17 protein-coding genes are annotated in these 25,485 nt (G+C 39.9%); 7 read left to right on the forward strand and 10 right to left on the reverse strand.

Annotated elements, in window-relative coordinates:
* Nucleotides 1–189: 189 nt before the first annotated feature.
* On the reverse strand, nucleotides 190–2,592 hold the full coding sequence (locus DFQ12_RS16835) for a S9 family peptidase (RefSeq protein WP_120260224.1): 2,403 nt from the start codon (nucleotides 2,590–2,592) through the stop codon (nucleotides 190–192).
* Nucleotides 2,593–2,949: 357 nt separating this feature from the next.
* Between DFQ12_RS16835 and DFQ12_RS16840 the strand changes: the two genes are divergently transcribed.
* The 4 genes from DFQ12_RS16840 to nrdF all read left to right on the forward strand — a co-directional run bounded on the left by DFQ12_RS16840 (nucleotide 2,950) and on the right by nrdF (nucleotide 6,811).
* Nucleotides 2,950–3,183 carry a thioredoxin family protein gene (locus tag DFQ12_RS16840; RefSeq protein ID WP_077437059.1) on the forward strand — a complete coding sequence of 78 codons (234 nt, stop codon included), beginning with the start codon at nucleotides 2,950–2,952 and terminating at the stop codon, nucleotides 3,181–3,183.
* A 35-nt stretch (nucleotides 3,184–3,218) separates the two neighbouring features.
* Nucleotides 3,219–3,626 (forward strand): class Ib ribonucleoside-diphosphate reductase assembly flavoprotein NrdI, encoded by a 408-nt coding sequence (gene nrdI / locus DFQ12_RS16845; RefSeq protein WP_120260225.1) that lies wholly within the window; start codon nucleotides 3,219–3,221, stop codon nucleotides 3,624–3,626.
* Nucleotides 3,586–5,691: a class 1b ribonucleoside-diphosphate reductase subunit alpha gene (nrdE, locus tag DFQ12_RS16850; RefSeq protein ID WP_120260226.1), complete on the forward strand. Its 2,106-nt coding sequence runs from the start codon at nucleotides 3,586–3,588 to the stop codon at nucleotides 5,689–5,691. Before nrdI ends, nrdE begins: the two co-directional genes overlap by 41 nt.
* A gap of 133 nt (nucleotides 5,692–5,824) precedes the next feature.
* The gene (gene nrdF / locus DFQ12_RS16855) at nucleotides 5,825–6,811 is read left to right on the forward strand and encodes a class 1b ribonucleoside-diphosphate reductase subunit beta (RefSeq protein ID WP_104383770.1); all 987 of its coding nucleotides are present in this window, start codon (nucleotides 5,825–5,827) and stop codon (nucleotides 6,809–6,811) included.
* 214 nt (nucleotides 6,812–7,025) lie between these two features.
* Here nrdF and DFQ12_RS16860 read toward each other — a convergent pair whose 3' ends face one another.
* From DFQ12_RS16860 to DFQ12_RS16900, 9 genes are all read right to left on the reverse strand, one after another.
* A complete protein-coding gene (locus DFQ12_RS16860; protein WP_120260227.1) occupies nucleotides 7,026–7,919 on the reverse strand; it encodes an alkaline phosphatase family protein in 894 nt (297 codons plus the stop codon).
* A gap of 211 nt (nucleotides 7,920–8,130) precedes the next feature.
* Entirely contained in the window at nucleotides 8,131–9,771 is a 1,641-nt protein-coding gene (locus tag DFQ12_RS16865; protein ID WP_120260228.1) for a RagB/SusD family nutrient uptake outer membrane protein, read from the reverse strand.
* Nucleotides 9,772–9,789: 18 nt separating this feature from the next.
* On the reverse strand, nucleotides 9,790–12,858 hold the full coding sequence (locus DFQ12_RS16870) for a SusC/RagA family TonB-linked outer membrane protein (protein ID WP_244211768.1): 3,069 nt from the start codon (nucleotides 12,856–12,858) through the stop codon (nucleotides 9,790–9,792).
* Between the two features lie 502 nt (nucleotides 12,859–13,360).
* Entirely contained in the window at nucleotides 13,361–14,923 is a 1,563-nt protein-coding gene (locus DFQ12_RS16875; protein ID WP_120260229.1) for a RagB/SusD family nutrient uptake outer membrane protein, read from the reverse strand.
* A 17-nt stretch (nucleotides 14,924–14,940) separates the two neighbouring features.
* The gene (locus DFQ12_RS16880) at nucleotides 14,941–18,117 is read right to left on the reverse strand and encodes a SusC/RagA family TonB-linked outer membrane protein (protein WP_120260230.1); all 3,177 of its coding nucleotides are present in this window, start codon (nucleotides 18,115–18,117) and stop codon (nucleotides 14,941–14,943) included.
* Nucleotides 18,118–18,509: 392 nt separating this feature from the next.
* Nucleotides 18,510–20,225 (reverse strand): GMC oxidoreductase, encoded by a 1,716-nt coding sequence (locus tag DFQ12_RS16885; RefSeq protein WP_120260540.1) that lies wholly within the window; start codon nucleotides 20,223–20,225, stop codon nucleotides 18,510–18,512.
* A 7-nt stretch (nucleotides 20,226–20,232) separates the two neighbouring features.
* Nucleotides 20,233–20,721: a gluconate 2-dehydrogenase subunit 3 family protein gene (locus tag DFQ12_RS16890; RefSeq protein WP_120260231.1), complete on the reverse strand. Its 489-nt coding sequence runs from the start codon at nucleotides 20,719–20,721 to the stop codon at nucleotides 20,233–20,235.
* A gap of 87 nt (nucleotides 20,722–20,808) precedes the next feature.
* On the reverse strand, nucleotides 20,809–21,468 hold the full coding sequence (locus DFQ12_RS16895; protein WP_120260232.1) for an HAD family hydrolase: 660 nt from the start codon (nucleotides 21,466–21,468) through the stop codon (nucleotides 20,809–20,811).
* A gap of 36 nt (nucleotides 21,469–21,504) precedes the next feature.
* A complete protein-coding gene (locus tag DFQ12_RS16900) occupies nucleotides 21,505–22,140 on the reverse strand; it encodes a hypothetical protein (protein ID WP_120260233.1) in 636 nt (211 codons plus the stop codon).
* A 360-nt stretch (nucleotides 22,141–22,500) separates the two neighbouring features.
* Between DFQ12_RS16900 and DFQ12_RS16905 the strand changes: the two genes are divergently transcribed.
* The 3 genes from DFQ12_RS16905 to bcp all read left to right on the forward strand — a co-directional run bounded on the left by DFQ12_RS16905 (nucleotide 22,501) and on the right by bcp (nucleotide 25,443).
* On the forward strand, nucleotides 22,501–23,112 hold the full coding sequence (locus DFQ12_RS16905) for a fumarylacetoacetate hydrolase family protein (protein WP_120260234.1): 612 nt from the start codon (nucleotides 22,501–22,503) through the stop codon (nucleotides 23,110–23,112).
* 9 nt (nucleotides 23,113–23,121) lie between these two features.
* Nucleotides 23,122–24,846 carry a M23 family metallopeptidase gene (locus DFQ12_RS16910; protein WP_244211769.1) on the forward strand — a complete coding sequence of 575 codons (1,725 nt, stop codon included), beginning with the start codon at nucleotides 23,122–23,124 and terminating at the stop codon, nucleotides 24,844–24,846.
* Nucleotides 24,847–24,975: 129 nt separating this feature from the next.
* Entirely contained in the window at nucleotides 24,976–25,443 is a 468-nt protein-coding gene (gene bcp / locus DFQ12_RS16915) for a thioredoxin-dependent thiol peroxidase (RefSeq protein ID WP_120260235.1), read from the forward strand.
* Nucleotides 25,444–25,485: the final 42 nt, after the last annotated feature.

Consider the following 25,485-nt stretch of genomic DNA (forward strand, 5'->3'; position numbering starts at 1 on the left):
AAAAAAATAGGCTGTCTCAAGGCAGCCTATTTTTTTTGAATTGTCGTTTTTTTTATTGATTCTATTTTTCCATTAAGGCATCAACGAGCTCCCTATAGCCGGTTTATTGACCAGAAAGAACCTTCAGTCAATTTTCATAATGGCTGGTACTCGCCAAAGCATGCAGGTTTTATCATTCAAATACAACGACTAGTTCTTTAGGTATTTTTCAAGGAATTGATCCTGCTCCCATAAGAGATGAAAGATATTCTCCTTCGCTACATAACCATGGGCCTCACGCGGCAAAATCACCATGCGTACAGGAGCACCCAAATTCTTTAAAGCCTGAAAATAACGTTCTGTTTGTAGGGTAAATGTTCCTGGATTATTGTCCGCTCCACCATGAATGAGCAGCAATGGCGTCTTCATCCGATCAGCACTGACAAATGGAGACATCGTCATGTACAGCGCTGGGTCATCCCAAAAGTTACGTTGCTCACTTTGGAAACCAAATGGTGTTAATGTCCGATTATAAGCTCCCGAACGCGCTATCCCAGCTGCAAATAATTTTGAATTAGACAATAAGTGTGCAGTCATAAAGGCTCCATACGAATGCCCACCCACAGCAACCTTTTTTCGATCAATATAACCCAGTTTATCCACAGCATTGATTGCCGCTTCTGCATTAGCAACCAATTGCTCAATAAAGCTATCATTCGGTTCTTTTTTTCCTTCTCCTACAATCGGAAATGCGGCATTATCCAAGACCGCATAGCCTTTTGATACCCAATAAATAAATGATCCATAGCTTGGAAAAGTAAATTCCTTTGGGTTCGCCGTGCTTTGACCAGCTGTATTTTTGTCTTTATATTCCCTTGGATAAGCCCACATCAATAAGGGTAATTTCTCCTTTTTATTCAGATCATAGCCAGCCGGCAGATATAATGTACCCGAAAGCGCTACCCCATCCTTACGTTTATAGTTTAAGATTTCTTTATGAACTTTTTCAAGTGATTTAAATGGATTTTCCAATGTTGTCAATGCAACCTGTTTGCCTGATTTCATGTTTTTCAGGTAATAATTTGGGTAGACCGATGCCGACTGAAGCGAGATCAACAAGTCACCCGTTTTTGGATTGACAATCTCTCCGATCCGTTCCTGTAGCTCCGAGGCCGCTGCCGTATATAAGCGTTTTTTCTTTAACGTTTGCAAATCCAACTCTTCCACAAAAGGAAATTCACCTTCTTTGGTAAAGCCCTTGCCTACAAATAAGACTTTGTCCTTGTCCAGATACATGCTGTATGTTCCAAGGGCATTTTTTTGCTGATATACTGTACCTGGATCATTATAGACATCTTGGCTGTTGCGATCATACAACAATTTGGATTCCCCAGTAGAAGGATTGACAACAAAGGTTTTCGCATTACGTGTATCATACCATTGTGAATGAATCAATGCATATTTATCGTTGCCCCAAACAACCCCCGCATAGCGATCTTTAGTTTTGAAAATCAGCTTTCCCGCACCTGTATAAGGGAAGTCCAATGTATAAAGTGCATCGCGAAATTCTGACGGTTTGTTAGCATCACCACCATCTAGCGCTTCAACATAAGCTAAGGTTGCCGGCTGATCGTCCCGCCACTGCAAAGAACGCCTGCCTGGACGTGTAGAGGAGAATCCTTTAGGGATGACCTCCGTTAGCGGCACTTCGTTAACCAGTGCAATCTCTTTTCCAGATAGATCATAGATCCGCGTCTGCTGCGGAAAACGTGAGGCTGGTACCACATAAGAATAAGGCTTTGTGATTGTTGTTACCATGACATAAGCACCATTCGGCGAAAAGGCAACCCCGGTATAAATATCTTTATCTTTAAATTTGGAAATTGTACCTTCCAAATCCACGAACTGTAGATTAGATTGTACCAATGTTTCAAAATTCTGTTCGTCCTGTGGATTCTTCAATAAATCTTGATATGTTCTGAGTTGAGATACTTTACCCTCGCTTGTTGATACGACAGGTCCTGTCGGCAGATCCTTGGCAGGATCCAATAAGGCGTTTTTTTCCTTTGGTAAGGCTGTAATAATTAATCGTGTTGAATTGCCCAACCACTGAAAGGGCGCATCCAATGTTGCATTCAGATTATAAGCTGTCAATTGTTTCACTGTCCGTGCTGCTAAATCCAATACAAACAGTGCGGTTCCTGATTCATTTGTATTTGTAAATGCCAAACGGTTATTGTCTGGGGAGAATGCAAAATTTGACAAAGAGGGTTTCTCTGGCATTCCAACAAAGGCCGTTTCTTCCGACTGTTGTCCAATTTTCTTCAAACCAATCTTATTGTAAAAGATCGTTGAACTTTCCATATTTGTACGCGGATTGATGCGCAATCCGGCCAATTTCATTTCTTCCTGTCCCAGTTCCTCCAAGCTCTTATAGGTCGAACGGTACGTGAATAACATCCACTTGTTGTCACTTGACATTTTTATTTGGGGCGGTCGAATAAAATCGGCCAAAGCCAAAATTTCGGAAGTCGGTTTTTGGAACGTGATATTCTCCTGTGCCTGCGTCTTCAACGACAGTAACAACAAGAGAGCATAGCATAGCTTCTTCATAAATTTATTTTGCAAATTAGGGCAATAAAATGTAATAAATTTATGAAAAAAAAACAAGTATTGTAGCCGTTTTATGACAGTAAAATTAAACTTAGATTGTTTCGTAAAAAACAGGTAAAATTTCTTGATTTAAAGTTATCCACATTCATATTCATCACTATAACAGACACTTAACACATCCAGCAAGCAGTAAACGCATCCTATGACAAACTTTTACCCAAAATGTGGAAAAGTCAAACTACCGCTTCGCAAGAAAATATATGATATTTGTTAAGCTAATGAAAGAATTGGCAATTCAACGAAGTAACAACCTTTCTTTTTCTACGAAGATTGGATAAAAAAAATAAACATACAAACATGGCAAGAATTATCAAATTTGAGAAAAACGATTGTGCTCCTTGTGCACAAGTATCGGCTTATTTGGATCAAAAAGGTATCCAATATGAAACGGTTAATCCTTTTGATGAACCTGACTTGGCCGCAAAATTCAAAATCCGTACAGTACCAACAGTTATCGTATTGGAAGATGAAGAAATTCAACACCGTATCATTGGCTTTAAACCAGAAGAATTGGCTGCCATTGCACTTTAATAAATCGAGGGTATCATTAAATTAAAGACAGCAGTATGATACACATTTATTACGATTCCAGAACGGGTAACGTACAGCGTTTTATGGACAAAGTCGCACAGATCACTGGCTGGCAGATCCATAAAATCAGCGCTGACCTTGAGGTAAATCAGCCGGGCCATTTGGTCACATTTACCACGAATTTTGGACAGGTGCCCGAAAACACAAAAGAATTCATGAAACGAGAAGCTAAAAATATCTATTCCGTAACTTCCAGTGGCAACCGCAACTGGGGACCAAATTTCGGTTTGGCAGCTGATCGTATTTCACAGGATTTTGACATTCCACTGGCGTTCAAATTTGAACTGTCCGGAACAATGGAAGACATAAACCAATTTATTGACATCTTAAAGAACTTTTGCGATGGTAGCAAACGAAGTAGCAAAAAACTGGATATTGCTTAATAATGAAATCATGATTAAGCATGATGACGAGTTCAGCTTACATAAAGATAAGGAAGCTGTTCGCGCATATTTCCTGGAATATGTAAATAAGAACACTGTGTTCTTTTATACATTGAAAGAAAAAATAGACTATTTGATAGAAAACAACTACTATATTGATTTTTACCAATGGTTTACATTTGAAGAAATGGAAGAGGTATTCAATTATGTGTATGCTAAAAAATTCCGTTTCGAATCCTTTATGGCAGCCTTTAAATTTTTCCAGAGCTATGCGCTACGCGACGACTCTGGTGAAAAATTCTTGGAACGCTATGAAGACCGCGTTGTTGCTGTATCCCTATTCTTAGCACGAGAAGAAGGTGTAAAAAAAGCGATAGAATACGCCGAAATTATGATCAACCAAGAGTATCAGCCTGCTACACCAACATTCTTGAATGCAGGTAAAAAACGCTCTGGGGAATTGGTATCCTGCTTCTTGGATGAAATTGGTGACAACCTGAACGGTATCGGTTATGCGGTTGATTCAGCAATGAAATTATCCTCTATCGGTGGTGGGGTTTCATTCAATATCTCCAAAATCCGTGCACGTGGCGAAGCGATCAAAGGTGTTGAAGGCCGTGCAGGTGGTGTACTTCCGATCATGAAAATCATGGAAGATACCTTCTCTTATGCAAATCAATTAGGACAACGTCCTGGTGCTGGAGCAGTATACTTAAATATCTTCCACTCTGATATTGAAGAGTTCCTTGATTGTAAAAAAATCAATGTGGACGAAAAAGTACGTATCAAATCACTTTCAATCGGTATTATCGTTCCGGACAAGTTCATGGAACTAGCGGAGAAAGATGAACCTTGTTATTTGATCTACCCACATACAGTCGTACAAGAGTATGGACAATTCTTGGATGAAATGGATATGGACAAGATGTACGATGAGTTGATCACCAATCCAAATGTCAAAAAGAAAAAAATCAACGCACGTCATCTGTTGGTTAAAATCGCACAGACACAAAAAGAGTCAGGTTACCCTTATATCTTCTTCAAAGAAAACACCAACCGTGTACATGCTTTAAATGAAATTGGTCAGGTGAAATTCTCCAATCTATGTACCGAGATCATGCAGGTATCACAAGTATCCGATATCGAGATCTATGGTAAACAAGATACGATCCGTTATGGTATCTCCTGTAACCTTGGTTCGTTGAATATCGCTACGGTGATGGACAACAAACGCATCAAAGAAACAGTGAAAACAGCGATGCGTGCGCTAACAGTGGTCACTGATGTAACCAACATCGATATGGTACCTTCGATTGCAAAAGCAAACCGTGAATTGCACTCTGTAGGACTTGGTGCGATGAACCTACACGGTTATCTTGCGAAAAGCTTTATCATGTACGAATCTAATGAAGCCTTGGATTTTGCCAATACGTTCTTCATGATGATGAACTACTATTCATTGGAAGCATCTATGGAAATTGCCAAAGAACGTGGTAAAACATTTGTTGGATTTGAGAAATCAGCCTATGCAGATGGCACTTATTTCAATAATTACGTGAACCGTGATTATATTCCAAAAACAGCTAAGGTAACTGAATTGTTTGAGGGTATACACATTCCAACTGTTGAAGATTGGTTAGAATTAAAAGCAAAAATCAAAGAACATGGTATCTACCATGCATACCGTTTGGCGATTGCTCCAAATCAATCAACTTCCTATATCATGAATGCGACAGCGTCGGTAATGCCAATTGTGGATATTATTGAAGTACGTGAATATGGTGATAGTACAACTTACTACCCAATGCCATATTTGACAAACGATAACTATTTCTACTTCAAATCGGCTTATGATATGGATCAGTTCAAAGTATTGAAATTGATTTCGGTCATCCAACGTCATATCGACCAAGGGGTATCTACAATTTTGCATACCAATTCGAAAGACTCCACAAGAGATTTGTCTAGATATTATATCTATGCACATAAATTGGGATTAAAATCCCTTTATTACACACGGACAAGAAAATCGACCATCGACGAATGTGTCTCTTGTTCAGCCTAATCTTGAGATTTTAGTATTTGGATATATAATGTGAATAGGTCAAAAGTTGCCAAATTATCGGCAACTTTTGGCTTAATCAACAGATCAGAAATTCAAATACATGATAATAAATGCCTAATACTTTAAAATAAAAATGAGTAAAACATATAAAGCTGTCAATTGGAATACTCCCGAGAACGATTATGTATTGATGTTCTGGGAACAAAACATTCGTCAATTCTGGATTGACACCGAATACATTCCATCAAAAGATATCGATAGTTGGAAACGTATCAGCCCAGAAATGAAAGATGCCTATAAAAAAGCATTAGGTGGTTTGACCCTGTTAGATACCTTGCAGAGTCATACAGGTATGCCAAAAATCATCGACCACATAGATACTTTACAGAATAAAGCTGTATTGTCCTATATGTGTATGATGGAGGCCATTCACGCGAAATCATATTCAACTATTTTCACAACGGTTTCAACGACAGCTGAAATCAATGATATCTTCGAGTGGGTTCAACAAAATAAATACCTGCAATACAAAGCACAGATGATCGACGGTTATTACCGTGCTATCGATAAAGAAGATGCTTCCGATGAGGAGATCTACATGGCTATGGCTGCTTCCGTATTGTTGGAATCTTTCTTGTTCTATTCTGGATTTTTCCTACCCTTGTGGTTATGTGGTCAAGGTGAAATGGTTGCTTCTGCAGATATCATCAAGAAAATCATCGCTGATGAATCTATTCACGGTGTATTCGTAGGATTGATGGCACAAGATCAATTCAAAAAATTAAAGAATCAAGATCAGGTAAAAGCACGTTTCTTGGCTTTACTTTATAACTTGTATGAAAACGAATTGAAGTACACAGAAGAGATCTACACTGAGGTAGGCTTGACTGCTGAGGTGAAAGAATATGTTCGTTACAATGCAAACAAAGCATTGATGAACTTAGGTTTTGATCCGATCTTTGAAGTAAAACAAGTCAACCCAATTGTATTGAATGGTTTGAATACAGAAACGACACAACACGATTTCTTCTCTAAGAAATCGACAAACTACGAAAAAGCGACAGAAATCGTCCACCTAAAAGATGATGACTTCAAAATGGATGTAGTTGTTGATATATAACGATTGTCAATAGATCCAATAAAAAATCCCCAGGAGCGAAAACTTCTGGGGATTTTTATTTCTGCATTGTCTGCTTTTTATTGATACGTATTTTTTTACCAAGGTATCAATGAGCTTGCTACGTTCAGTTTATTCGGAGAAAGAACCTTCAGTTGACTTTTATAGCTGTTGAGGCTTGTGAAAACTGAAGGTTTTTTTATTGGGCAAATGTATGCTATTGCTGAAAAGCTTTAATTGCCTGACCACGCCAAGCAGCATCAAGCGGTGCGCCAAGCAACCAGGTCAATGTAGGCGCGATATCATAAATCATGACTGTCCCTTTGATTTCTTTACCTTTGGGTACTCCCGGCCCAGTCATAACCCAAGGAATCTCAACTTCTGCCAATGATTTACCGCCATGGCCCTTACCCGTTCCACCATGGTCTGCAGCGACAACAAAGATGGTTTCATCAGCAATACCTGCATCCTTGACGGCTTGTTGTAAAGTTCCGATCCGTCGATCAACATTTTTTAGTTCAGCGTAATATTCTGGCGTATCATGCCCTATATTATGACCAACGCCATCGGGTTGGTCGAAATGTACAAAAGTAATCGTCGGTTTCTCTTTTTTGATGATATCGACAGTGGTATTCAATGCTGCTTCATCATCATCCTTGGTATTAATGATTTTTTGAACGACTTTATTGTCAATCAAATATCCTATCCCAGGCCAGCTATGTACCACAGCAAATTGAGCTTTAGAATTTTTCTGGGCTACAGCATTAAACAAAGAAGGAAACATTCCATTTTCAGTTTTCACAGTTGAAGGGATTTCAGGCGTCTTACTATCCCATTCGGTATAACCATGTGTTGTCGGCCCAGCCCCCATCAACATGGAAGCCCAATTCACCGCACTTGACGAAGGTAAAACGGTACGCACATGTGTACTATAGGTTCCGTCTTGCATCATCTTTTTAAGATTTGGCATTTCAGCTTTAGGCAACGCATAAGCACCGAATCCATCGAATCCCACTAAAACGACATGTTTGATTTTTTTACTTTGTGCCATCACACCAGAGGTAGATAGACCTATCAAAAGGAATGGCAATAATAAATTTCTAATTTTCATAATTGTTGAGCTTTCAAAGACTTAATAATTCAAAAATAAAAACTTTATTCTATCTATTATGTTAAGTAAACATTATTTAATATACCTAACCAACATGTTACAGAGGATTCCCGGGCATAAAAAAACCGCTAGAAAAAAATCCTAGCGGCTTTCTCAAATACATTGTAACCATAATAGGCTGCTTTCCGCAGTTTATTATTCTATTTGAATACTAATAACCCGGATTTTGCTTTAAGTTGGGGTTTAAATCCAATTGCCTTTGCGGGATCGGATACAACACTTTACTTTCATTTGAAGGCTTATGATCCCACCATGATTCCGAATAGAACTTGCCAAACCGAATCAGATCATCTCTTCTAAACCCTTCAAATATAAATTCCCTTCCCCTTTCAGCCAAAAGCTCCGTTAGGGTCAGTGTCCCTGTTGTATAGCTGAATAAAGGCCAATCGGCTTCAGAAAAGGCTCTCTTTTTACAGCTGTTAATTAAATCAACGGCTTCCTGTGGAGCTGTCCCGCCATTCTTACGGATCAGCGCTTCTGCCTTGGCAAAATAAATCCAGGTTAACCGATAGATATTCCAATCTGTATTATTGTAATTGGGATCTACCGCTGTGCCATCAAATCCTTTTACTTGGTTTCCAAGTTTATATTTATTGAATCGCACGCCACTATTTTCTTCGCCCTCGCTCATATTTGAAACAGTAGAGCCTTTAGAATTACGCTGAATATTGTCGACAAAGACCAATTGTTTTCCTGCGTATTCTTCGGATCCGGTAACTGGCGCATTTGTTTCGAAATTAACCATTGGACCTTCCCAAAACCATTGTTTTTTACGCAAATCAGCGCCCTCATATTTGCTGAATACCCCCGGAATCAATACGATTCCGTCATTACCATTACGTCCACCGCCATAAATTTCACGCTGCTTGAAATGATAAAATTCACCTGTCCAAGAGGGTTCAAATTTAGCTGTTGTGTAATCATAGGCTATTGAAAAGATAACTTCTTTAGAGAGATCATTTGTTGTTATAAATTGATCGCTAATATTTTTATCTAATGCCATTGTTCCATTTTGTGCGCCCCCCTCACCATTGATAAGTTTGTTTGCTGCATTAATACAGTCATCCCAACGCGCTTTTCCTGTCCATACTTCGGAATTTAAATACAATTCCACGAGCATTGCATACGCTCCGGCCTGCGACATCCGTCCCATCATCGCCTTCGATAGCTTGGGTGCGTTATTGATATTATCCAAAATTTCTTTCTCAATAAAATTGAACACTTCAGTTCTGGACAATGTTTCGGGCTGTAAAGGCTCACCAACCTTTGTCACCACAGGTATATTGCCAAACAAGTCCATCAATTTAAGATAATGAAATGCTCTTAGAAGTCTCAATTCCGCGATAAACGATGCTTTCTCCGTTTCTGAAATTCCCATTTTCGAGGCTTCCCGCTTTTCAATATTCTCGATTGGATCGGTGCACAGTCCCATTCCCCAATACATCAGAGACCATGCGTTGTTCAGTCCCCCTTCATCAACAGTCCAGGTATGATAATGGAATCGTTTCCACTTCCCGCCGTCTTCGCCATGACGGCCTTTTGTTGGCCAAGCCAATTGATCACCTGAGAGCTCGGCGGCCCGCCACCAACCATCTTGGCCAGAAGGCGTAACCCAAGCATTCGCATGCGTATAAGGTCTTAATACAGCGGAAAGTACTTCATTTTTATTATTATAAAAATCATCTGTCAACATTTCATCATATGCTTTCTCTTTGAGATCAGTACAACCATACAAAGAAATAGCCCCTAAAGCGAATATCAGCTTAGTATATTTTAGAAATTTTATTTTCATTTTTTTATTCCTTAATGTTTAAAAATTTAAGTTTAAGCCCAATAAGAATGATCTTGTACTCGGATAAGCTCCCCTATTGTCAATTCCCAAGGCTCTGCCATTTGCATCGGTATTCCCCATACCTGTATCAGATATAAAATCAGGATCACTGCCTGAATACTTCGTAATGGTAATCAGATTTTGGCCCGTAAAATAAACACGTAGATTTCTGATTGCTTTGTTTGCAAATCGGAAATTATACCCCAAAGTAATTTCATCAATTTTCCAATGACTGCCATTTTCCAAATAATAATCTGAATACATATATGTATCATTAATACCTGCATATTTTGTAAAGGTGTCTTTTAAAAGGTTACCGCTCCAGGTTTTATTTCCATAAGTCAATGCCGCAGTATTTAAAATCTTATAATCAAATTTACCCCTCATAAAAACACGTAGATCAAAGGCTTTATACTGGAAATTATTGGTGAAACTTAAATAATACTTTGGAACGGCATTACCCAATACTTGATAATCTGACTGCGACAAATCATTTCGCGACACATTGATATCGGCATTTAAGACCTTGTTACCATCCCGATCATAAAACAGCCATTTACCATCATCATTAAATCCGGCGAATTTCTTTCCAAAAAACTCACCTATTTTATGTCCTTCATAGGTCGTATAAGCATCACCGAGGTCACCGGCACCACCAATGCCACCAAATGTCTTATATTTTACCTTATAAATATCATTGGAGTAGGAATCCAGTGTATTTTTATTGGTACTAGCGGCAATATCAAAGTTCCATCTAAAATCAGGTCCAGTTATTGCCTTGTAATTAAATGCCAGCTCGATACCTTTGGATGTTATCTGGCCAACATTCGCATAGATTGTGCTTTGGATATAAGGTGGCTGTGGCGTGGTATAGGTATCCAACAAATCTTTTGTAGTCCGGTTGTACAAATCCAACGCACCCGTCAATTTATTGTTGAATAAAGTAAAATCCAATCCAATATTTGTTTCACGCTTTGTTTCCCATCTCAAGTTTGGATTTGGATTTCGCGTTGGTCCATAGGTTTCCCGATACTGGCCATCCGGATATAAATACCTTCCTCCGCCGCCAAGCGTCACCCGCGAAGCATTGTTTGCAAAACCTGAATTTCCTGTCACACCATAACCTACCCTGAGCTTTAAGAAATTAATAAAAGTCAGATCTTTCATAAAATCTTCGTTGGAAATATTCCAACCTGCGGATACCGCGGGGAAACTACCCCATTTATTATTATCTCCAAACCTGGAAGACCCTTCTCTTCGTAAAATAAACTGCAACAAGTATTTATTTGCAAAACTATAATTTAACCGGCCAAAAAAGGCAATGGTTTTATTATCATTCTTAAAACTTGACAATCCCGATTTACCTGTTATCAAGGCAGTTCCTTCCCCCAGATTATCCTCATGGAAGATATCGTTGATGAATCCTCTATTTTCACCTCCCATTCCCTCTTCGATATAATAACGGTAACTGTAACCAGCGATTGCTGTGATATTATGATTGGTATTGATCAGTTTATTATATTGTAAAGTCGGTTCGAAAGCATAGGATTGAGATAAAAAATCACTCTTAGCCGCCCAGCCTCCTTCAGGAAAATCTGTATTTTCCACCGAATTCTCACTCAATTGGCTTGCATATTGGCTATCATTATATGAATTTCGCTGGAAAGAGCCGAAAATACTTCCCCGTAAGCCCGAAATAATATCAATATCAGCTTTTATATCTCCTGAAGAAGTTTGCTGTTTCCTTTTAGAGGTTTCCTGTTGTAATCGAGCATATTCGTTCGTACTTGTTAAATCGAAACGATATGTTCCATCCGGATTGAAATTTGATAAAGTCGGGTTTTTGTAGGCTTCGCTTTCCCAACCACCTCCACCGAGTAAATTTGCATTATTGATATTGGTCGCCAAATTCAATTGTATGTTTAGCCGGTTATTGAGTCCCCTTTGATTAACGTTTATCCGTCCACCATATTCTTTTCGCCCATTCTCCAAAGCAATCCCCTGAAGATTACGATAAAATGCACTCGCTCGATAGCTACTATTTTCACCACCTCCCATCATCGAAAAATTTTGGTAGTTCGAAATATTATCATCGTTAATTAAATCTCCAAAAAAATCAGTACTCGATCCAAAATCAGTTTGGTTAATTTCACCACCGTTAATTTTATCTCTAAATTCCTGCGGAGTCATTACATCAGGTTTTCTTGCCAAAAATTCCTTCCGAACATAACTATTGTAAGAGAATTGCGAGACACCACGTTTTCCTTTTTTTGTAGTAATTAAAATCACACCCGCATTGGCACTAGATCCGTAAATTGCCGCCCCTGAACCATCTTTAAGGACGTCGATGGATTCAATATCATCTTGTTGGAGCAGATCCATATTACCGCCCGGAATTCCATCTATAACATACAGTGGAGATTGCGATCCTGTTACTGATACTACTCCCCGCAGTTGAACCGCCGGACTTGAATTAGGATTAGCCCCACCCGTCCTGGTAACCTGCAGACCGGCGACTTTTCCTGCAATTAAATCCAAAGGATTTCTAGCTCCACCTTGATTAAATTGCGTAGAGTCAACATGCGCGACTGCTGAGGTGACTTCTTTGGATTTTAATGTTCCATAACCCACCACAACAACTTCTTCCAGTTGATCTGATTCAGCTGAAATTTTCACAACCAAACCCGACACAGTGGTTATTGGTACTTCCATCGGCTTATATCCAATCGAAGAAATGTTAAGTATCGCGCCAACTTTAGCATCAATGTTGAAATCTCCCTGCGCGTTAGTTTGAGTCGCCAGCGTTGTCCCTTTGACACGGATGGAGACACCTGAAACAGGTTTTCCTGTTGATTCGTCTACTATTCGGCCTTTGATTTCTTGCTGAAGTTTGTTCAGCGTCTTGGAAGTTCTTTTCATCGAAATTCTACTGTCCGAATAAGTAACAGCAGCAGCCTGATGAATTGTTCCTGCGATAACGACTAAAGAGAAAAATAATTTTGTCTGTTTTCCTAGTCGCGCAACTGTTTTTAATTCAATTTTGCTCATATAAATTAGTGATTTGGGTTTATAAAACGATTTAGCTTTAGTAATAAAACGTTTTATCAATTAGTGTTTCATTCATAATTATTGGATCGAATGTTGCTAATTACACACCTTGCGGCATAGCTTACATTTCGAGCGGCAATTATTTTTCAAAAAATCATAAAAATTTACCTTGAATATAGACAACCGATACACCACCGTTTTAAGTGTAGCAAAAACGGTTTTGCTACCTAAATAAAAAAAACGAAAAGTTCATTAGGTGTCTTGTTGATTTTTCTCCTTTGGTTTATTTTTTAGTTTAAGTGTCTGATTATGATGTTAAGGTAGGTATTTTTAAACTTAAATCAAAAAGGCATTTTAAAATAAATATTATACCTATTTCGAATTGATCCAAAGGAAAATACTTCATAGTTGAGCTAAATAAAAATGGATTCATCGAGAAGAGGTAAACCTCTAATCAATGAACCCAATTCTATTCGCTAAGAAAGCTAACGCTTACTTTTTTCTATTGATACCCTGGATTCTGGGTCAATTTATTGTTACGTTGGATCTCATCAGGCGAGATAGGCCACAATAAATCAGATTCTTTAAAAGTTGCTCCAGAGGCGTTTTTCGCGCCCACTAAAGGAACGAAATCTATTTTACCAGCTTCTGTCGTAGAAATTACAGGGAACATCTTCGTCCGTAGGATATCATCCCACATCTTGAATTCCAATGGGAACTCCCGCAACCGTTCTCTCCAACATTCTTTGACAAAATCATCTGCGGATAAGGCCTGTAATTCTGTTGTCCATGTGGCAACTGTTTTTCCTTCGGTATTTGCACGAGCCTTTACCTGAGCTAGATAACCAGCTGCTTCTGCACTAACGCCAGTTGATTTGGCAATACCTTCTGCTGCGATCAACAAGGCTTCAGGAAAACGGTAGAAATTCCAGTCTTTGGTTCCGCGACCCGTTACGGTTGCCGCTTGCTCGTCAAAGTAATACCAAATGCCCGGTACATCCGAAGTCCAAGTTTTACCATTTACCGGATTGGTGTATTTATAATGGAAAAACTGATTCGGTTGAATACGTAAATCTTTCGTATTATAGGCATTCAAGAACTGATTAGTCGGGCCATAAATTCGTTCAAAAATTGAATATTTGTCAAAAACAGAAGTAGCCGAAGAGCTAAAAGCATAAGTTGTCCACCAACCACTATTGTTGATTGTCGCATCATACTCTTGTGCGTAAATTACTTCTTCAAGATCATCGGTAGTCCGCAACTTATTGTACGCGCTATTGAATTGCAGATCCACATTGGCTGTCATCTTATGTGGTGAATTGATGACGATCTTAGCCGCAGCTGCCGCATCAGCATATTTACCTTGTTGCAAATAAACACTCGCCAGGGTCATTGCCGCGACATACTTCCCAATACGGTGTCCCCTTGCAGCAAAGGTAGCCGCAGGCAAATCAGCGACAGCATCTTTCAGATCCGTTTCAATCAGCTCATAAACTTTAGCAACATCTGTTCTATCTAAATAAAGCTCGTCTGCCAGCGTCTCATTTGGTTTCACTGATAGCGGAATTGCACCAAATGTTTTAACCAGATAAAAATAATTGTACGCTCTGAAGAACTTTGTTTCGGCCAATAAGGTCTTTTTCCGGGATTCATCCATATTGATCCCAGGTATATATTTGACACCCGCATTGGCGATATTGATCGCTTTATAGCTTTCATCCCAAATCGTATTCATCGTGCTCGATACCACACTGGTATTTTGTTGTCTTGTCAGCTGTCTCGCAAACAAACAGATTTGCTCCTGACCTTCATAGGTATTGATAAAGTAACCGGTGAGCATCGTGTTAATTGAAGCTGTAGGTCCCACATAAGCACTTGCGGCAACAGAGTAGCGAGATGGAGCCCCACGGCGGTAAAGCGAATTCACCGTTGCCATTGCTTGGCCGTCATTTGCATAATACTGTTCCAAGGATAAATTGGACCTTGGCTCCTCTTCCAAAAATTTATTGCAAGATGTTGTCAAAGCCATGCCGGCTAGCAACAACAGAAATAATTTATTTTTCATTTTTGATAAGTTCTAGATTAAAATGTAACATTTACCCCCAACGAGAAAGTTTTCGCTCTTGGATATGCGAAAAAGGTCATATTTTGTCCAAATTTACCTTCCCCTTGCGAAGTACTCTCTGGATCATAACCTTTGAAATCGTTCGAAGTAAATAAGAACGGATTGTTCGCATTTGCATAGATTCTTAATCGCTGTAGACCAATACGTTTCAGCGCATCAGGTTTAAAGGTGTACCCAAGCTGAATTAAATTGACACGCAGGTAAGATCCATCTGCAATCCAAGCATCGTCCACATTAGAGTCCTGTCCACGGTGTCCGCCATTGGTTAGATAAATCGCTTGCTCCTTTGTATTCGGATTTGAACCATTATAAGCGTCTGTCAAGATCTCTTTCAAGCCGTTGGTAATACCAAAACGGTCATAAGTGGAGTGGAAGAATTGCTGCATAATCTCTACACCTTTCACAAATTGAAGATCGAGTGTAAAGTCAAAATTCTTGTATCTTAAATTATTCACGAAGCTTCCCGTCCAATCTGGTAATCCTTTACCAATAATTTCCTTCTCTTTGGTGCGTTTCGCTCGGCCAATATCTTCCAGTTTCGCTTCTCCGGCATCCACGTCAGCCTGTGTATAAACACCTAACCTTCTATAACCATAAAAGCTATTTAAGTTTTCACCAACGCGAATAATACTATTCGCACCGCCTACCCAGCTATTCATCAGGATGTCCGCATTATTCTCACCCAATGTCAATACTTTATTTTTATTGTAGTTGGCATTCACGGACGCTTTCCAATTGAAGTCTTCGTTGTCTATAATCGTTCCGTTAACCATAATATCCAGACCCTGGTTTTGGACAGAACCGATATTTTTCATGACAGTACTAAATCCAGAAGCCGTTGGTAATGGTGCATCCAACAATAGATCTGTGGTTTTTTTACGATAATAAGAAACATCAAAATTCAACCGGTTCTGCCATAACCCCAATTCCACACCAACATCAAATTGCGCGGTTTTCTCCCATTTTAGATCAGGATTGGCAATGGTATTGACAAAAGAGTATGGTGCCCGATTATTATCTAACAAGATGGTTCCAGCATCCACAATAGCCAGTGATTTGTACGGATCGATCTCAGAGTTACCTGTCATACCAAAACTGGTATGCAATTTCATATTGCTGACAGATTCGCTTCCTTTCAAGAAGTCTTCATTGGAGACATTCCATGCTAAACCTACGGATGGGAAAAAGGCATATTTGTTGTTTTTACCAAATTTAGACGAACCATCGTAACGGCCTGTAACGGTTGCTGAATAACGGTCATCGTATGAATAGGCCGCACGCAGGAAATAGGAGTTCATCGCCCATCTGTTCCAGGCTGATGTTGGTGGATCAGGTGTAATACCAATGCCTAAGTTATTATATTCGTAAAAATCATCAAAGAAACCTGTTGTCCGCGAACGGTCGTTATCATAAGTTCTCGCTTGCCAAGACAAACCAGCCATTGCATTGATCCGATGTTTGTCGAACTGTTTATTATACGTCAAATAAGTTTCTTCTTGCCAATAAAGCGTATTGGTATTATTGATCTCAGCCCAACCATTCGGTCTGGAGATATTGTTTAAGGATATGGAAGAGTAGCCCTTATAGATTTTTCGGTGGCTATCAATACCCAATTGGGTCTTTAAGTCCAAACCGTCCGCCAGGTGAAAGGTCAACGCGGCATTTCCAAAAATCTGGGTATTGTAACGCATTCTCTTTTGCAGATCCAAGATTGACACCGGATTTGCCATTCCTTCAAACCCTAATTTCTCAGAGACTGTAGAGGAAGATGAATTGGTATATTGACCATTCTTATCAAATACAGGATACCATGGCAACATTTCGATCATCGTCCGACGCGCTTCCTGACCACCTCCATCTTCAGGGGTATAACGTCCCCAAGTATGATTAACCGTCATATTAATAGCCGTAGACAACCAAGAGGTAGGCTTGGCATCATAAGATAGCTTTCCATTCACACGTTTGTTCCAGGTATTGTTTACTACACCTTGTTGATCCGTATAGTTTAAGAAAGCGCCTACCGATGACTTCTCATCACCTTGCTGTACATTTAACTGGTGATTATGTGAAATGGCCGTTCTTGTTGCTTCCCGCTGCCAATCTGTATCATATAATGGATTTCCATTGCCATCAAAGTAGTTCGGATCATTGAACCAGTCTTTTTTATTTAATGACCAAGGCGTCCAGTTTTTATCTCTATCTTTTAAAAATTGTGCAGCATATTTATTTTCATTTTCCAGACCGATCATGAAGGCATCAACCCATTCCTGTGCATTCAATACATCCATATAGCGCTGTACAGAACTTACACCAGCCGATCCTTGATAACTGATTGTACGTGTTCCGTCTTTACTCCCACGTTTTGTTGTTACTAAGATAACACCGTTCGCTCCACGCGCACCGTAGATGGCTGCTGAAGAGGCATCTTTTAAGACTTCGATGTTTTCAATATCATTCGGATTCAGCAAATGGAAATCTTCCATCACAACACCATCCACTACATATAGTGGGTTTGAAGAGGAGTTGATTGTCGCAACACCACGAATCACAACCCTATTCGCATAAGCGCCAGGCTGGCTCGAATTGGAAAAAATGTTTACCCCTGATGCTTTACCTCTCAAGGCATCTAAAGGGCTAAAACTTTGATCTTTAATCATGTCAGCACCTTTGACCATCGCAATGGAACCGGTTACATCCGATTTGCGCATTGTACCGTAACCAACAACAACGACTTCATCCAATTGGCCCTGATCCTCTTCCAATTGTACGGTGATGGTAGTACCGGCCACTGTCACCTCTTTCGATTTATAACCGACGGAAGTAACAACCAGCACATCACCAGATTTTGCTTCCACAGAGAAATTCCCCTGTGCGTCTGATTGGGTACCATTAGAGGTTCCCTTAACTGCTACAGTGGCTCCTACAAGAGGTTTTCCGGTAGCATCCAGTACTTTTCCCTTCAATTGTTGCTGCAGATTACGAACTTCTTTTACGAAGGATTTACCTTCGTAATTTGCTGAAGTTGCTACAGCGGCATTGACTTGTTGAAATGTACCAGCAATGACAGCTAATGAGAAAAATAACTTTGATTTTTTCCCAAGCTGCACAAATGATTTTACGTCAACTGTGCTCATATTAATAGTGATTTGGTTTATAAAAACGTTTTAGCAAAATAATACTAGAAACGTTTAGTTTAATTTAGTTTTCCCTTATAATCGATTATAATAAAAGGTTTTAGCTCATAATCCCTTCCATTATAATTTTTTCGATTTAATATCCCTTCCCTCAAAGCATCAATTTTATCTCAGTTTAATTGATCGCTATAAGTACAGAAAAAATGCTAAATCGCTTTTGCTTTTTTTGTAAAAAAATTTGGTTTGTTCGTTTGGTTTATACTGTTTAGTTTCTGTTTTTCTTTTCTTATTTGGTTATGTTTTTCTGGTGTTAATATCTTAATTAAGGCTGTAATTTAGTGTTTTAATTTCAACTGGGAAAGATTTATTTCTAAAATCTTTCCCAGTTGAAGCTATATATTTCCCTTCTTCATTTCGCTGATGGCATAATCCACGGAACGTGCTGAGAACGCCATGTAGGTCAATGAAGGATTTTGCGTTGATGTTGAAGTCATACAGGCACCATCCGTAACGAAAACATTTTTTACCGCATGCATCTGGTTCCATTTGTTCAATACAGATGTTTTCGGATCGCGCCCCATGCGTGCGCCGCCCATCTCATGGATGTCCAGCCCCGGAGCTTGCCAATGTGTATCCGGTCGAATATTCGTGAAACCGGCATCGGTAAACATTTCGGTCATGACCGAAATATAATCTTTTTTCATTTTTTCGTCATTGTCATCATAATCGACAGCAATCTTCAACAATGGAATTCCCCAATCATCTGTTTTACTAGCATCTAGAGACACCATGCCTGATTCTTTTGGTATGGTCTCACCCATCATATGTGAACCAACCTGCCAAATCCCCAATTTCGGGTTTAACAAATTCTCTTTAAGTCCTAATCCTAGGCCAGAGCGGTCTGATTCTTTACTACGCGATGCGCCAAAACCTGCCGCATAGCCGCGTAAGAAATCTGTTTCCTGTTTATGTAAGTTGCGGAAGCGAGGGATATATCCACCACCGGCAGGATTTCTCCCCTCTGCGGTGTAATCCAATAGTCCTTCGTATTCGGCATAAATACGTGCACTATAGTTGTGGAAAGCGACATATTTACCCAATACTCCACTGTCATTTCCTAAACCATTTGGAAAGCGGTTAGATTTGGAATTCAACAAGATCAGATTGGTATTGATGGCAGCTGCATTGACAAAAATCAATTTTGCATAGAAATCAATCTCCTCTTTGGAATCTGTATCAATGACCCGAACACCTACAGCTTTTCCTTTCTGTTCATCGTATAGGATAGAATGAACCACCGAATGTGGACGAAGAGTCATATTTCCGGTTTTAGCAGCCCAAGGAATTGTCGTTGCATTGGAACTGAAATACCCTCCAAAAGGACATCCTCTCTGACAGAGTACACGATTTTGGCATTGTACACGGCCTTGATCGATGTGAATCTGGTTGGGCTTAGAAAGGTGTGCACAACGCGCGGAGATCACCTTACGTTCCGGGAATTTTTTCTGAACTTTCTCTTTAAAATACTTCTCTACAATATTTAACGGATAACCGGGCAAAAATTCACCATCTGGCAGCTCTGGCAGTCCATCATGATCCCCAGCGATACCGGCAAACTTCTCTGCATAGGCATACCAAGGCGCTAAATCAGCATAACGTATAGGCCAATCTACGGCAAAACCATCACGCGCGGGACCTTCAAAGTCAAAGTCTGACCAACGTTGCGTCTGTCTCGCCCATAGCAAAGATTTTCCGCCAACCTGATATCCTCTGATCCAATCAAAAGGTTTTTCCTGTATATAGGGGTGCTCCTTATCTTTCACAAAGAAATGTGCGGCATCTTCATGAAAAGCATAACATTTGCTGACAATCGGATTCTCCTCTTTCACCTTATAAGGCATCTCATTTCGATGTTCAAACTCCCAAGGCATCATATTCGTGGTTGGATAATCCTTAATATGCTGCACATCACGGCCACGTTCCAATACCAGGGTCTTTAGTCCTTTCTCACATAATTCCTTTGCAGACCAGCCACCACTAATTCCCGAACCTATCACGATAGCATCATAGGTCCTATTTTTTTCACTGTCAATATTTAGATTTGCCATATTGGATTTATCCATTAATTTTCACCGCACCATTGTACGGTCCCGGAATAAGCTTATAGATCACCTTATTCTTCATCACATATTCTGAATTCATATAGCCCTGGATCGCACGTGATTTAAAGATTTCAAAAAAAGTCTTTTCATCCGTTTTATCGCTCAGGTTGGCTAATTTATTCTCTGTCTCTTTGCCATTGGCCAAATTCAGCTGTTTTCTGAGTTTGTTAAAACCAGAGACAAATTTCTCCTGGTTTTCCGGCGACTCACAATCATCCACCATCTTGATCACAAACAGGTGCAGGTTTAGATCCTTCCCTCCCGGAGTATCCGTTTTCGGGATAAGGACATCCACAAGATCAGCTAAAAACTGCTCATCTTCTGCTGATAATTTCAGCTTATTTAATACAATAGATGCACCACCATCATTCAGGCAGGATGACAAAATAGTCAGTCCGCCTGCGATAATGAAAAATTGCTTTATTGCGGTTCTACGGTTCATAATCAGAGTTCCCTTTACAATTCGGTAATATTACATATATCCGAATAAAATTACAAATGCTAAAACGATTAAATTATACGGTTACCCTTAAATCCAGTCGGATAATAGCTGTTTTGCCTGCTGCAAGTTTTCCACAATGTTATCCACAGCTGTTAGTCTAGCACGCTCCACCTCCTGTTTTGTGACAGCAATCAACTGCAAACCAGCGTCCAAAGCAGATTTACTTCCTGTTATCGTATCTTCAATTGCGACACAGGACGCTCCCGGTAAATCCAATTTCGACAGTGCCAAACGATAAGGCTCCGGATTAGGCTTCGGAAGCTCCACACATTCCCTTGTCACAAAAAATTCAAAGTAATCCAACAATCCATGTTTTCCCAAAACTGTATCCACTGTACTGCGGTAACTCGAGGTCACCAGTCCAATCCGGATGTTATTTTCCTTGAGGTAGACTAAGATATCGTTGGCAAAAGGCATCAATTCGATATCGCTCATATTAGAATCAGCATAGGCTGCACGCGTCCTTTTCCACATCTGCTCTTCGGTCGTATCGTACCCATAATCTTCAACCAAACGTTTTACATTATGAGCTAAAGTATGCCCGGCAAAATCCCGAATCCAATCTTCATAATTTATTTCTAGATCAAATTCTTGTTTTAAGATAGGTGCCCAATTTTTAAAATAGAAATATTCTGAATCAATTAAGGTACCATCCAAATCAAACAATACGGCTTGTAGTTTATTCATAGTGTTAAAGATACACAAGTCCCCTGAAAAATCCTATTACACAAGGCCACAATAGGTAGAATTTGAAAACTCGCCTAATAAGGTATCCCATACACAAACATACACGTGATAATCAAATTTTTTCAGGCTCAAGCCAGGGATCCTGAGTGAACTAGACCCCTTATTTACCTCGGCTATGGCAGTTTTCATATCACCGGGTGCATCGAGATTGATCAGCGCCAGATTGACCTTAAATAGATGATCGTCATAGATCGGGTCAACTGTCCATTTCAGATGAAGCATATCGTCCTCTTTCTCAATCTGACAATCGGCTAACGGTGGCAAGTTACCTGCAAACACAAGGAGTTTTTCCGGGTTGACAAAAGGCTTATTCTCCACGTCGAGTTCCAGTGTTTCGGTAAAAACATGCCGTTGTGCAAGCTGGAAAGCTCCAATCCGATCACCTTTTTTGACTTGGTATTGATAGCCAAAATCCAATATAGGACGATTATATTTAGCAAATTCGCCAGCGACTTTTTGTTTCCTGCGGTTCAACAATTCTTTTTCTGTCGGTGGAGAAGTACGTCTCTTACGCGGTCCCCGCGCAACATTTTGGCCATTTAGCATATATGCATTGACTGATCCAAATTTACCTGTGATTGGACCATTTGGCCCATGATGTAAGATTGCCATATAATTACATTTATTGTATTCAACAATTCGTTCTAACACAGAAACACCTCCATCGCAACAAGGTTTTAGCTAAAACTGTTGTAACTACATTTTTACAGGGTATTTACTTAGGGTTAACAGTGATTTACCCCTGTTATACCCTTATTACACCCCTGTTAACCCCCTGTTATTCCCTTATTATTTCCAATGATGATATTAACCAGAAGTTAAGAAAACAGAAGGACATTGCCTTACTTTTTGGATAAACATGGTACATTTGCTAAGTTTGTTGATTCAAAGGGTAAACAGAATGGTATCCGAAACATGCTACTTCGCCGTTCAGCCCTTGAGATTCGACACAGTCATTATATATTTATATCCATGAAAATAATTGCTATAGGTCGCAATTACATCGACCACGCGAAAGAGCTCAATAATCCAGTACCCGAAAATCCCATCATATTTTTAAAACCCGATACCGCGGTTTTAAAGGACAATAAAGATTTCTATTATCCAGAATTTTCCAAAAACATTCAGTTTGAGACCGAGGTTGTGCTACGGGTTTGTAAGGAAGGAAAACATGTAACACCCAAGTTCGCCTCGACCTATTATGATGCGATCGGACTGGGTATCGACTTCACTGCAAGAGATCTACAGCAGGAACTTAAAGCGAAAAGTCTTCCCTGGGAACTGGCAAAAGCCTTCGACCATTCCGCTGTGATCAGCAATTTAATCCCGAAAGAAGAAATCGGTGCTGTCGATGCCATTGATTTCTCTCTGCAACAAAATGGACAAACTGTCCAACAGGGCAGTACTAAGGATATGATTTTCTCCTTTGAAGACCTAATTGTCTATACGTCCAAATTTATTACCTTACGCAAAGGTGACCTGATCTATACAGGCACCCCGGTTGGTGTTGGATCCGTAGCAATCGGTGATCTCTTGGAAGGATTTATTGGGGAACAAAAGATGTTTAGCTGTAAAATCAAATAGGGAGGGGAGATGATAAAAAAAACAGCAATTTTACTTGGTGTACTGACCTTGGCCTTTAGCCTCGCCCAAGCACAGGATATTATCAAAAGTCGCAATTATCCGCAGAATTATTTTGTACGGCCAATGGATATCGCTCCCCAGGCATCGGGCTCATTTGGTGAGTTGCGGGCAACACATTTCCATGGTGGCGACGATTATCGCACCCAACAGCGCATTAATATTCCTGTACACGCGGCGGCGGAAGGCTTTGTATCCCGCGTACGTGTCCAGATCGGTGGCGGCGGGAATTACGTGTATATAGACCATCCGAATGGATATACTTCGGTGTATATGCACTTGGAGAGCTTCAATGCTGATCTGGCAAAAATTATAAAAGACGAACAGTACAAACAAAAACGTTTTGATGTTGATGTCTTTCTCAAACCAAATCAGGTACCCGTCAAAAAAGGTGAGTTTATTGCCAACTCAGGAAATACAGGTGGTTCAGCGGGACCACACCTGCATTTCGAGATCCGCGATACCAAAGCACAACTGCCATTAAATCCCCAATTATTTGGGCTTTTATTTCCGGATGGTGTAAAACCATTGATCAGAGGTATAACGGTTTATGACCTTGGCCGTGAAACCTTTGATGAGAACACGCCACGCAGGCATCAGACAATCAGATCCATCGGCGATGGCAATTATAGTTTGGCATCAGGTGCCCCTATTCCGGTCAATGGCAACTTTGGTCTTGGTATCAATACTGTAGACAGACGTGGTGGTATTTCCTTTACCTATGGTGTTTATTCGATCGAACTATTCCTTGACAATAAAAATATCAGCACCGTACTCTTTGAATCCATCCCCTTTGACCAGACCCGTGCGATTCAATCGTATATAGACTACCCTTATCTAAAGAAATCTGGCGTCCGTGTACAAAAGAGTTTTAAAGACCCTAATAATCCGATCAATATCTACAAACAACTGGACAACCTGGGTATGATCGAATTAAAGGACAATGAGGTTCATGATGTAAAATATGTCGTCAAGGATGTGCAGGGCAATAAAAGCGAACTTAATTTTAAGGTACAGAACAATCCTTCTCTAGCGATCAGCCGTAAATCAGCCGAAGGGCTCAAAATGTTTCATTATGCTGATGAAAACAAATACGAGGCTGAAAACGCTCGCGTTTATATGGGTAAAAACATCCTCTATAACGACCTTTATTTCAATTATTCCCAAGGCGCTAAACCAGCGAAAGGCTACTCAGCGGCGCATTACATCCACAACTCCTATACACCTGTATTCGGCTATTACAAACTGATGATCAAACCAGACTATAGCTTACCAGAGAGCTTGTATAGCAAGGCGCTGATCGTCTCCACGGATGGTGGAGCGCAGGGTGGGAAATACGAAAATGGCTGGGTTGTTGCCAATGTGCGCGAATTTGGCGGCTTTTATGTGGCTGTTGATACCATTGCCCCAACCATCAGTGCACGTAACCTGACCGATGGCAAGAATGTATCCAATCAACACTCCATAGATTTTACCATCAGTGATAATCTTTCAGGAATAGATACCTTCGATGCCTATATAGATGGCAAATGGGCCTTGATGAAATATGATCCCAAAACAAGACACCTGTGGCACGACTTTGAATCCAATCTGAGCAGCGGCACCCACAGTTTCAAATTAGAGGTTAAAGACAATAAAGGAAATTTAAAAACATACGAAGCCTCTTTCAGCAGATAGTTTATCTGCTGTGCGTGGTACATCCTTCATGTGCTTTTATTCTTGGATCATTTTTAGAAACAAGTCTAATGCACATGCTGGATTTTCATCGAATAATATTGTATCTTAATAGACTAAATAGAACTACATATGGCAACACTAGAAATAGGACAACAGGCACCGGATTTCAGTGCAAAAAATCAAAATGGTGAAACGGTCCATCTTTCAGATTTCAAAGGAAAAAAAGTGATTCTCTACTTTTATCCGAAAGACAATACTCCGGGCTGCACGACCGAAGCCTGCAATTTTAGAGACAACTATCAATCACTGAAAAAAGATGGCTTTGAAATTATCGGTGTTAGCGTCGACAACGAGGCTTCACATCAAAAGTTTATCAACAAACACGAGCTACCTTTTCAACTTCTTGTGGATGAAGACAAAAGCCTTGTAGAGGCCTATGGTGTATGGGTTGAGAAGAACATGTACGGAAAAAAATATATGGGTACAGCACGCACTACCTTTGTGATCGATGAGCAGGGCATCATTCAGCACATCATCAAAAAAGTGGACAACAAGAATGCATCCCAACAGATACGTGATTTAGGGATAACTAAATAAGTCTCAGGCTTGAATAAAGAATAGGGAGAAAATCTAAATACT

Source organism: Sphingobacterium detergens, from assembly GCF_003610355.1.
In the GTDB taxonomy this organism is placed as follows: Bacteria; Bacteroidota; Bacteroidia; order Sphingobacteriales; family Sphingobacteriaceae; genus Sphingobacterium; species Sphingobacterium detergens.

Coding starts and splice junctions, on each gene's coding strand:
- DFQ12_RS16880 (WP_120260230.1), bottom strand. CDS start 18,117: ATGAGCACAGTTGACGTAAAATCATTTGTGCAGCTTGGGAAAAAATCA.
- bcp (WP_120260235.1), top strand. CDS start 24,976: ATGGCAACACTAGAAATAGGACAACAGGCACCGGATTTCAGTGCAAAA.
- DFQ12_RS16875 (WP_120260229.1), bottom strand. CDS start 14,923: ATGAAAAATAAATTATTTCTGTTGTTGCTAGCCGGCATGGCTTTGACA.
- DFQ12_RS16865 (WP_120260228.1), bottom strand. CDS start 9,771: ATGAAAATAAAATTTCTAAAATATACTAAGCTGATATTCGCTTTAGGG.
- DFQ12_RS16905 (WP_120260234.1), top strand. CDS start 22,501: ATGAAAATAATTGCTATAGGTCGCAATTACATCGACCACGCGAAAGAG.
- DFQ12_RS16890 (WP_120260231.1), bottom strand. CDS start 20,721: ATGAACCGTAGAACCGCAATAAAGCAATTTTTCATTATCGCAGGCGGA.
- DFQ12_RS16910 (WP_244211769.1), top strand. CDS start 23,122: ATGATAAAAAAAACAGCAATTTTACTTGGTGTACTGACCTTGGCCTTT.
- DFQ12_RS16860 (WP_120260227.1), bottom strand. CDS start 7,919: ATGAAAATTAGAAATTTATTATTGCCATTCCTTTTGATAGGTCTATCT.
- DFQ12_RS16900 (WP_120260233.1), bottom strand. CDS start 22,140: ATGGCAATCTTACATCATGGGCCAAATGGTCCAATCACAGGTAAATTT.
- nrdE (WP_120260226.1), top strand. CDS start 3,586: ATGGTAGCAAACGAAGTAGCAAAAAACTGGATATTGCTTAATAATGAA.
- nrdF (WP_104383770.1), top strand. CDS start 5,825: ATGAGTAAAACATATAAAGCTGTCAATTGGAATACTCCCGAGAACGAT.
- DFQ12_RS16835 (WP_120260224.1), bottom strand. CDS start 2,592: ATGAAGAAGCTATGCTATGCTCTCTTGTTGTTACTGTCGTTGAAGACG.
- DFQ12_RS16840 (WP_077437059.1), top strand. CDS start 2,950: ATGGCAAGAATTATCAAATTTGAGAAAAACGATTGTGCTCCTTGTGCA.
- nrdI (WP_120260225.1), top strand. CDS start 3,219: ATGATACACATTTATTACGATTCCAGAACGGGTAACGTACAGCGTTTT.
- DFQ12_RS16895 (WP_120260232.1), bottom strand. CDS start 21,468: ATGAATAAACTACAAGCCGTATTGTTTGATTTGGATGGTACCTTAATT.
- DFQ12_RS16885 (WP_120260540.1), bottom strand. CDS start 20,225: ATGGCAAATCTAAATATTGACAGTGAAAAAAATAGGACCTATGATGCT.
- DFQ12_RS16870 (WP_244211768.1), bottom strand. CDS start 12,858: ATGAGCAAAATTGAATTAAAAACAGTTGCGCGACTAGGAAAACAGACA.